Source organism: Mycobacterium sp. (assembly GCF_032159765.1).
Lineage (GTDB): Bacteria > Actinomycetota > Actinomycetes > Mycobacteriales > Mycobacteriaceae > Mycobacterium.
In genome coordinates this window covers 26,236-35,757 of sequence record NZ_JAVHWM010000089.1, presented here as the reverse complement: position 1 = coordinate 35,757, position 9,522 = coordinate 26,236, and the positions used below count along the sequence as shown (strand labels likewise).

Below are 9,522 nucleotides of genomic sequence, written 5' to 3'. Positions count from 1 at the left end.
GCGGACTCGACCATCCCGGGCCGTACTCGATGCTCGACGTGCTGACCCCGACGATGATCGATTACGCGCGCCCAGAACTGGCCGCCGAGATGGTGCCGAGGCTGCTGTCCGGCCAGGAGTCGTGGTGTCAGGGCTTCTCCGAACCCGGCTCAGGCAGTGACCTGGCGTCGCTGACCACACGCGCGGTACAGGACGGCGACACGTGGATTGTCAACGGCCAGAAGGTGTGGACGAGTTTCGCGCAGTACGCCACCCGGTGCGTGCTACTCACCCGGACCGGGGCGCCGGGAACACCGAATCACGAAGCCATCACAGCCTTTTTCGTCGACTTGGACTCCCCGGGGGTCACGGTGCGCCCGTTGCGCACTATGCACGACGTCGACGAGTTCTGCGAGGTGTACTTCGACGACGTGGTGGTGCCGGCCGACCGGATGCTCGGCGAGCCGGGCGACGGCTGGCGGCTGGCGATGGACCTGCTGCCGTATGAACGCTCGACGTGCTTCTGGCAGCGAATCGCCTACCTGTACTCACGATTCGACGCGCTGATCGGCGAAGTCAGAGCAATGGGCAAGGCCGTGGACTTGGAGATGGGCGAGGCCTATCTCGCGCTGCACACGCTGCGCTGCCGGTCCAGGGTCACCCAGCATCGGCTGGCCGACGGTCACAAGCTCGGCGCGGACACTTCGATCGACAAGGTGTTGCTGGCAGGTGCCGAACAGAAGCTCTACGACACGGTCCACGATCTGCTGCCGGGCACCATCGAGCTCGACGAGACCGCGTGGCGCACCGAGTACCTGTACTCGCGAGCAGCCACCATCTACGGCGGCACCGCCGAGGTGCAGCGCAACATCATCGCCCGCCGCCTGCTGGACCTCGGCAAGGAGTGATCGTGGATAAAGAGTCACTCCAGATGCTCGAGGACGGACTGCGGAAATCGATGCTGTCGAGCTCCGGCGCCGAGCTGGACGCGGCGCTGGCCGAACTGGGCTGGGCCGAGATGCTGTCCGAGATGCCCGACATCGCGATACCGCTGGTGTTCCGGCTGCTGGGCGAAACAGGTTCGCACGCTTCAGTTCTCAACGATGTGATGCTGGAGACCATCGGCGGTCTGCCTGGTGGAACCCCGCCGATGCCGTACGCGGGCGGCCGCTGGGTGGTCTGGGAACGTCAAAGCAATACGGAAGCGACGCACCCGGTTCTAGGGGGGCTGCCGCTGCGGCAGGTGCCCGACGGCGAGCTGATGCGGATGTCGGAGGCACGTCGAGCAGTGGGCTGGTGGTTGGTCGGCTCGGCGAGGGCGATGCTCACACTGGCCCGCCAGCACGCGCTGGACCGGGTTCAGTTCGGCAGGCCGATCGCAGGGTTCCAGGCGGTTCGGCACCGTCTGGCCGAGACGCTGGTGGCCATCGAAGGCGCCGAGGCGACGCTGAGCCTCCCCGGCATGGGCAACCCCGATCTGACCGGGCTGCTGGCCAAAGCGGCCGCGGGTAAGGCCACGCTGGTCGCGGCCAAGCACTGCCAGCAGGTGCTCGGTGGCATCGGCTTCACCGCCGAGCACAGTTTGGGACACCACGTCAAACGGGTCTTGGTGCTCGACGGATTGCTGGGCAGCTCAAGGGAACTCACGCGGACGGCTGGCGCGGGCTTGCGAGCCCGCGGTTCAGCGCCGCGGCTCGTCGTCCTCTGACGGCGAATTCCCCATTTGTTCCTCGCGTCCGCTGCCCCACACCAGGACCATCCGGCGAACCCGTCGGCGATATGCCAACTGGCGGCGACGCGGCCAGCTGTTGGTCCACCGTGACAAAAACATTGCTGTGTTCGGAAAGCCTTCCTGAACAGCCGCGAGGAGAATACTATTCTCGTCATGCGAAAGTTACAATCTCGGACACGTCGGTCGATTGGGCTTTCAACACCTCTTTTGCACGGCGTTCTCCTGTACAGTACAACGATGTTCTCATTTCGCTGCACACGTGCGGGCGAGCGATGACTACCCCCAGCGAAGAGCCGGCCTGGAAGCAACGCGCCGTCGAACGCTCGATCAAGACCGCAAAGCTGCGGGCCGGTCAACGTGTCCAGCGATTCCTCGATGCCGCTCAGGCGATCATCATCGAGAAAGGCAGCACCGACTTCACTGTCCAGGAGGTCGTCGACCGGTCCCGGCAGTCCCTACGCAGCTTTTACCTGCAGTTCGACGGCAAGCATGAGCTCCTGCTCGCGCTCTTCGAGGACGCCCTGAGCAGGTCCGCCGACCAGATTCGCGCCGCCACCGCAGGCCATTCGGATCCGATGGAACGGTTGAAGGTTGCAGTCAAGTTGCTGTTCGAGACGTCGCGCTCCGACCCCGACGCCAAGCGGCCGCTGTTTACCGATTTCGCGCCCCGCCTCCTGGTTTCCCATCCCTCCGAGGTCAAAATCGCCCACGCGCCCTTGCACGCGTTGCTGACCGAGTTGATGGAGGACGCCGACGCGGCCGGTGAGTTGCGCCCCGGAGTCAACCCGCGCCGGATCGCCGCGATGACAATGCAGACAGTCATGTTCGTCGCGCAACAGTCCGGCGCCGACAGCGAAGACGCCGCGCACCCCATCACAGCCGAGGAAGTGTGGGACTTCTGCGCCCACGGGTTCGCCGCCAGCTAGAAGAGAATCACATTCTCGCGTTCAAAGAACACTTCCCGGGTCCGGGTCGGATATGCCGAAATAGGTCGGTTCGGAGGGGCCGAGTGCTTCGATAGGCGCATGAGGTGGGGCGGCCAATGAGGCGACTCAACGGCATGGACGCCATGCTGCTTTACAGCGAGACCCCCAACCTGCACACGCACACGCTGAAGGTGGGCATCATCAACGCCGCGGATTTCGACGGCGAGTACACCTTCGACGTGTTTCGGGAGACGGTCGCCCGCCGTCTGCACCTGCTGGACCCGCTTCGCTACAAACTCGTCGACATCCCGTGGCGCTTGCACCACCCGATGTGGATGGAGAACTGCGACGTCGACCTGGACTATCACCTGCGCCGGGTGCTGATTCCCGCCCCGGGAGGCCGGCGCGAACTGGACCAGATAATCGGGCAAATCGCGAGCACTCCCCTCGATCGCTCCCGGCCGCTGTGGGAGTTCCACTTCGCCGAGGGCATGGCCGAGAACCGCTTCGCGCTGATCGGCAAGGTCCACCACACACTGGCCGACGGGATGGCGTCGGCGAATCTCCTGGCGAGGTTAATGGACCTTGTTGGTTCCGAACAGGATTCGGTCGGGGGCGAAGAGTCGTGCGCGGTGCCGACCAAGGCGCAACTGCTGTGGGAAGCGCAGATGGACCACTTCCGGCAGATGGCTGCGCTGCCACGCCTGATCGGTGACGCGGCGCGCGGCATGTCGCGGGTTCGCCGTCGTTCTAAAGAGCGGGAAGACGAGCCGGACATGGCGAAGATGTTCAAGGCGCCCCCGACGTTTCTCAATCATATTGTCACGCCGCAGCGGACATTTGCGACGGCCGCCATCGCGCTTGCCGAGGTCAAGGAGACAGCCAAGAAGCTCGATGTCACGTTCAACGGCGTCATTCTGGCAATGGCAGCCGGTGCGTTGCGAGAGTTGTTGTTGCGCTACGACGGCCGCGCCGACTCACCCCTGATGGCGTCCGTCCCGGTCAGCACCGACAGGTCGCCAGATCGAGTCACTGGAAACGAGATCGGCGGCTTCATGGTATCGCTACCGGTCCATATCGACGATCCACTCGAGCGTGTTCGGCTGACGTCGCGGTCGGCCGCAACGGCAAAGGAAGACTACGATCTGCTCGGCCCAGAACTACAGGCCAGGATGATGGAGTACCTGCCTCCGCCGTTGGCACCGGCCATGTTCCGACGGCAGGGCAGGCGTACCGCGCACAACAAGATGATGAACGTCGCGGTTTCCAATGTGCCGGGGCCGCGCGAGCGGGGTCATATCGGAGGCGCCCCGGTTAACGAAATCTATTCCGTGGGAATACTTTCCGCGGGGAGCGCCTTTAACATGACCGTCTGGAGCTACGTCGACCAGGTGGACATCGCCGTGCTGTCCGACGACAAGACCTTCAACGACGTGCACGAGGCGACCGACGCCATGGTGCACGCGTTCGCTGAAATACGCCGTGCGGCAGGATTTTCCGGCGACCCGGGCGTCGTCGAATCTGCGATGGCACCCGCAACCGCAGTCGGCTGACGATACCGGTCAGCCCAGCACCGGAAGGCGGCGTTGCGACGCCAGGCGCTCGAGTTCGGCCTGCATGACTGACCGGACAAGCACGTCGACCGCGTCGACGTCGGGGTCGTCGCCGAACTGACCCACGATGTCGATCGGCTCGAGCACCTTGGTGACGATCTTGCTGGGCAGCGGCAGGTTGGGCGGCATCACCACTGAAAGGCCGAACGGGAACCCGATGCTCACCGGAAGGATCTCGGTGCGCAGGAGCCGCTTGAGCCCGATCAGCCGGGCGACGGTATTGCCGCGGGTCAGAAACAGCTGGGTCTCCTGGGCGCCGATCGACACGACGGGAACGATCGGAACTCCGGCCGCGATCGCGGACTTCACGTATCCGGTGCGGCCACCGAAGTCGACGACGTTGGCGCCGAAGGTCGGTCGGTAGGAGTCGTAGTCTCCGCCGGGGAAGACCAACACCGCCGCACCCGACCGCAACGCCTTGCTGGCGTTCTCGCGGTTGGCCTCGATGACGCCCAGACGGCGCAACACGTCGCCCGTCGGTCCCTTGAGTACGGCCCAGTGCGCAAGGGTGTACATAGGGCGCGAATAGCCGAATCTCTTGTAGAAGGCCGGCGCCAGAACGAGAACGTCGGGGGTGAACATGCCACCCGAGTGGTTGGAGACCACCAACGCGCCGCCGCTGTCCGGGAAGTGTTCGAAGCCGCGGACCTCGGCGCGGAAATAGCCTTTGACCAGCGGACCGACAGTATCGGCGACTCGCTTTGTGAACGCCGGATCCCACTCGCGCATCTCGGCGGTGTGGGCACTCTTGCCAGTCACTGCGTCTCCCTGTTCGCTCCGTTGCGGATGTGATACTCTCCAAAAAAGAGAATACGATTCTACTTCAGGGGATACCGTGTCCGAGGTTGTGCTCGTCACCGGCGGCTTGGGACTTGTCGGCTTCCAGACCGTGAAACGCCTCGTGGCCGACGGCCGCAAGGTGGTGGCCACGGACCTGGACAGCAAGGCCAACCGCAAGAAGGCACGCCTACTCCCTATGGGTGCGAATATCCGGTTCACGGACCTCACAAACCCCGCCGAGGTCGAGCTCCTGCTGTCCGAGGTCGCGCCGAGCGCGATCGTTCACCTCGCCGCCGTCATCGCACCGGCCATCTATCGCCACCCCGCGCTAGGGCGAAAAGTCAACGTCGACGCCACCGCGGCGTTGGTACGCGCCGCCGAGGGTCTGGCCAGCCCGCCGCGGTTCGTCCTGGCGTCGAGCGCGGCCGTGTACGGCTCCCGCAACCCTCACCGCCACGAGCCGATCGATGCCCACACTCCGACCCACCCGACGGAGGTCTACGGCGGCCACAAGCTCGAGGCCGAGAACCTGCTGCGCGCATCGACTCTCGAGTGGGTGATCCTGCGGCTGGCCGGCGTGATGTCGGCAGACCCCTCGGTGCTGCCGTTGGACGGCGATGCGGCCTACATCGAGAGCAGCCTGCCCACCGACCAGAGATTCCATGGCGTCGACGTGCGCGATGTCGCGGCAGCGTTCTCGGCGGCCACGACGGCTGACGTCGCCGGCGAGGTCCTGCTGATCGCCGGCGACGACTCGCATAGGTTGAGGCAGGGGGAGGTCGGTGCGAGTTTGGCCGCGGTGGTCGGTCTGCCCGGCGTGCTACCTAAAGGCAAGCCAGGTGATCCCGACAACGACGACGGCTGGTTCATCATCGATTGGATGGATGCCAGTCGCGCGCAGGAGGCGCTGAGCTTCCAGCACCACTCGTGGCCCGAAATACTCGCGGAGATGAGGGCGTGGGCCGGATGGAAGCGTCCGCTGTTCCGGGTGTTTGCTCCCCTGGCGAGGATCTACACCAAACGCCAAGCGGCATACCGTAATTCCCCCGGGACATATGCCGATCCGTGGGGTGCAATGCATTCCAGGTTAGGCGAAACGAAGCTGGACACCCCAGCGCAATGACGTCTACGTAGGCGGCGCGTAACCGATCACGCCGTCGGCTTCGAGCTCGTCGATCTCCGCATCGGTGAGGCCTACTTCTGTGAGCAACTCGCGGTTGTGCTGCCCCAGCAGTGGCGCGGGCGCGCGATGGAATCGCGGTGGCGCTCCGGAGAACCGCATGGGCACGGTGCTGTGCCGCACCGCGCCCGTGACTGGGTGATCGACCTCTTCGAAGAAGCCACGAAAGGCCAGCTGCGGAAGCTCCGTCTGACGGTGCGGCTGCATCACTTTCGCCACCGGTACGCCCGCTTCCCAAAGGCATTCGACGATCTCGTCGCCTGTCTGGCCTCGGCACCAGTCGGCCAGATGCGTGTCGATAAGGTCGTGTTGCGCGCGCCTGCCCTCGGCGGTGACCAGGTCGGGGCTCGCCGCCCACGCGGGAGTGCCGAGCGCCTCGCACAGGCCGTTCCACTGATCGTCATCGGCCACCGCGATCGCGACCCAGCTGTCGTCGCGGCCGAACTCGTCGATCTCGTTGGTCTGGTAAAGGTTTTGAGGTGCGGCCGTCGGTCCGCGGTTGCCCGTCCGTTGCAATAGCGCCCCGTAGGCACTGTATTCGATGACCTGCTCCGCGGCGATGTTGATCGCCGCGTCGACCATCGCCGCCTCGACCAGCGATCCCTCACCCGTTCTGCGTCGGTGCTCGAGCGCCAACAGCAGACCGTTCAGCGCGTGCACACCGGCGTTCGGATCACCCACCGAGTATGGCTCGTAGGGATTACGGTCGGGATAGCCTGTGAGCCAACTGATTCCAGCTGCCGCCTCGATCGCATACGCGAACGCGGGGTTGTCGCGCCATGGGCCGTCAAGACCGAAGCCCGGCATCCGCACCATGATCACGTCGGGCTTGATCGCCTTGACCACAGGGTAATCCAGGCCGAGCTGGTCGATGACCCGCGGTGTGAAGTTCTCCACGATCACGTCGCATCGCTCGATGAACCGGCCGAGCAGTTCGCGTCCCCGCGGTGTCTGCAGATCGAGCGTCAGCCCCTTCTTGTTTGTGTTCAGTCCCGAGAAGATCGGCGCCTTCTCCCACCACAACTCTTCGCTGACCGGCAGGCCCGAGATCAGCCGCGTCCCGTCGGGCCGCCGGGCCGACTCGACGTGGATGACGTCGGCGCCAAGCATCGTCATCATGTGCGTGCAGCTGGGGCCCGCCCAGAACGTCGTCATGTCCAGCACGCGCACGCCGTCCAGCCGCGAAATGGAATTCCGTGTAGTAGTTGGGCCGGATTCACGACGCTGGCTTCCATCTCGCGGCCCGCGGTAGTGCGCGGTGTGCTCACCGAGCCTCGGCGCCGGCGACGGGTCGCGCAGGCGGCCCTCGCCCATCCGGTACGGCGGGCCGGGTTGGACGAAGCCGTCGCGCGGGTTCTGGGTAAACGACTTCCGCTCGCGAAACTGGTCCAGATCGGTGATGTTCGCACCGTTGGCCACCGGGGCGTTCGGAATGCGGAACGCCGTCGCCAGTTCGCGGACGGCATCGACGGTCTGGCTCTTCACCCACGCATAGATCTCGTCGGCATTTTCATTGGCCCGCTCGGTGATCGTCTGCTCCGTGCCCTCGTCGATCCACTCCGGGTGTCCGACCATGACGCAGAGGTCGAAGAACTGCTGTGCGGTGCCGCAGCCGACGTCGACGAGTCCGTCCTCGGCTTGTGCGATACCCGGTACCGTCAGGCGCCGCGCGTCTCGCCACGGCCGGCCGAGCATCTCCAGATACGTCACGGGATAGTAAGTGAGGCCGAGGATTTGCGTTTCGAGCATCGAGAGGTCGATGAGCGTGCCGGGGCCGCATGCCAGGGTGGCTGCGCTCGCATACGCGCCGGCGACGTACTCCCCCACCTGACCGCCGACGTACACCGGTGCACGATCGGCCGCGCCGCGACCCAGTCCGACTATTCCGCCCGACCACGCCTGCAGCGTGAACTCCGTCGCGGCCTTGTCCGACCAGGGGCCCTCCAGCCCGAACGGCGTGATCGCGGTGACCGTCAGGTGCGGGTGGGCGCGACGGATCTCGGTCGGTGTGAATGCCCAATTATCAACGACTCTCGAGCCACGCGACCAGATGACGGCATCAGCGTTCGCCAGCAGATCGTGGAGCAACTCGACGTCGCTGTCGGCGTCAGGATCGACCACGACGCTTTGCTTCGAACTCGCGAGGTAGCTGAACAGCGCGCCGTCCCTGTCGACCGTCGCACCGGACGCCGACCACCTGCGCAGCGGATCCCCTTCTGGCGGCTCGGTTTTGATGACGTCCGCGCCCCCGTCGGCGAGCAGCTTGGTGCAGTAAGCGCCGGCGATTCCGGTAGACAGGTCGAGGACGACGTACCCGGTCAACGAGGCCATGAATACATTTGCTCCTCGCGTCCGCGCCGCCTAGTCCTCTTTCGCACGGTTCGACTTGCTCAGCCGGAACTCGGGCGGAAACTTTGCGTCGTTGTCGTTGACCGAATCGGCAAGCCCGGCGTCGATCGCATCACCCAACACGAAGTCGCCCGCATCGTGCGAGGCGGTGCCGCCCAGCGATTCGAAAACCGCTGACAGCAGGCTGCCCATGTACTCGCCCTGGAACTGCTTGACCACCTCGAAGAACATCTTCTGCTGAAACACGCTGTCCACAGGGCGATTCCGCGCACACGCCAGCGCATACTTCTCCACCTCGGCCTCCAGCTGGTCGCGCGCGACCACCTTGTTCAAGAAGTTGCACTGGAACATCTCGGCTGCCGTGAAAGGCCGTCCGGTGAACACCATCTCCTGGAACGGTCGCAGCCCCATCGTCAGAACCCAGGTCCACATGCGCGGTCCCCAGCCGAAGTAACGGAACGACGGGTGGCCGAACAACGCGTCGTCCGAGGCGATCACCAGATCGGCATCAGCACATTGGTAGAAGTGCCAGCCGTAGCAGTAACCCTTTGCCTCGACGATGCTGATCTTCTTGAGCTCCTGCAGCGCGCGGTTGCCTGCGGCAACGTTGGCGTACCACTGACCCATCGTCGCTCCGTGGCGGAAGGACCCCTTTGGGGGATAGGTGACGTCGGCGCCCTCCAGCCGCAACTCGGCCAGCCGTGCGTCCTCGTCGCCCACCATGAAATTCGGCAGATCCGCTCCGCTGCCGAAATCGTCACCCACACCGCGGATCACCACGACCTTGACATCGTCGTCGACCGTCGCCGCTCGCAACAGATCCGCGTACCGCAGCCGCGCCGCTGACGTCGGGGCGTTGAGATATTCGGGCCGGTTGAACGTGATCGTCGCGATCTTTGTCTCGGGATCTTTGGCGTAGAGGACGATCTCCTCAGGCGGCGGCGCCGCCGGTTTTGACATCGG

Annotated in this window: 8 protein-coding genes; 5 read left to right on the top strand and 3 right to left on the bottom strand. The window is 64.9% G+C overall.

Annotated elements, in window-relative coordinates:
- The 4 genes from QOH60_RS09920 to QOH60_RS09905 form a co-directional block, all read left to right on the top strand.
- A partial coding sequence (locus QOH60_RS09920) for an acyl-CoA dehydrogenase family protein (protein ID WP_526419652.1) occupies positions 1 to 887 on the top strand: 887 nt, incomplete at its 5' end.
- A 23-nt stretch (positions 888 to 910) separates the two neighbouring features.
- Positions 911 to 1,687, top strand: coding sequence for an acyl-CoA dehydrogenase family protein (locus tag QOH60_RS09915; RefSeq protein ID WP_526419661.1), 777 nt, complete (start codon positions 911 to 913; stop codon positions 1,685 to 1,687).
- Between the two features lie 296 nt (positions 1,688 to 1,983).
- Positions 1,984 to 2,637, top strand: coding sequence for a TetR/AcrR family transcriptional regulator (locus tag QOH60_RS09910; protein WP_526419650.1), 654 nt, complete (start codon positions 1,984 to 1,986; stop codon positions 2,635 to 2,637).
- A 116-nt stretch (positions 2,638 to 2,753) separates the two neighbouring features.
- On the top strand, positions 2,754 to 4,190 hold the full coding sequence (locus tag QOH60_RS09905; RefSeq protein ID WP_526419648.1) for a WS/DGAT/MGAT family O-acyltransferase: 1,437 nt from the start codon (positions 2,754 to 2,756) through the stop codon (positions 4,188 to 4,190).
- A gap of 9 nt (positions 4,191 to 4,199) precedes the next feature.
- On the opposite strand, the gene QOH60_RS09900 is transcribed toward QOH60_RS09905, so the two are convergent.
- Entirely contained in the window at positions 4,200 to 4,979 is a 780-nt protein-coding gene (locus QOH60_RS09900; RefSeq protein ID WP_526419659.1) for a lysophospholipid acyltransferase family protein, read from the bottom strand.
- A 106-nt stretch (positions 4,980 to 5,085) separates the two neighbouring features.
- Here QOH60_RS09900 and QOH60_RS09895 point away from each other — a divergent pair, with 106 nt between their 5' ends.
- Positions 5,086 to 6,153: an NAD-dependent epimerase/dehydratase family protein gene (locus tag QOH60_RS09895; protein WP_526419646.1), complete on the top strand. Its 1,068-nt coding sequence runs from the start codon at positions 5,086 to 5,088 to the stop codon at positions 6,151 to 6,153.
- Between the two features lie 3 nt (positions 6,154 to 6,156).
- Here the strand turns inward: QOH60_RS09895 and QOH60_RS09890 are convergent, their stop codons facing one another.
- Positions 6,157 to 8,541 carry a CaiB/BaiF CoA transferase family protein gene (locus QOH60_RS09890; RefSeq protein WP_526419644.1) on the bottom strand — a complete coding sequence of 795 codons (2,385 nt, stop codon included), beginning with the start codon at positions 8,539 to 8,541 and terminating at the stop codon, positions 6,157 to 6,159.
- A 30-nt stretch (positions 8,542 to 8,571) separates the two neighbouring features.
- Positions 8,572 to 9,519 (bottom strand): enoyl-CoA hydratase/isomerase family protein, encoded by a 948-nt coding sequence (locus tag QOH60_RS09885; RefSeq protein WP_526419642.1) that lies wholly within the window; start codon positions 9,517 to 9,519, stop codon positions 8,572 to 8,574.
- Positions 9,520 to 9,522 lie beyond the last annotated feature (3 nt).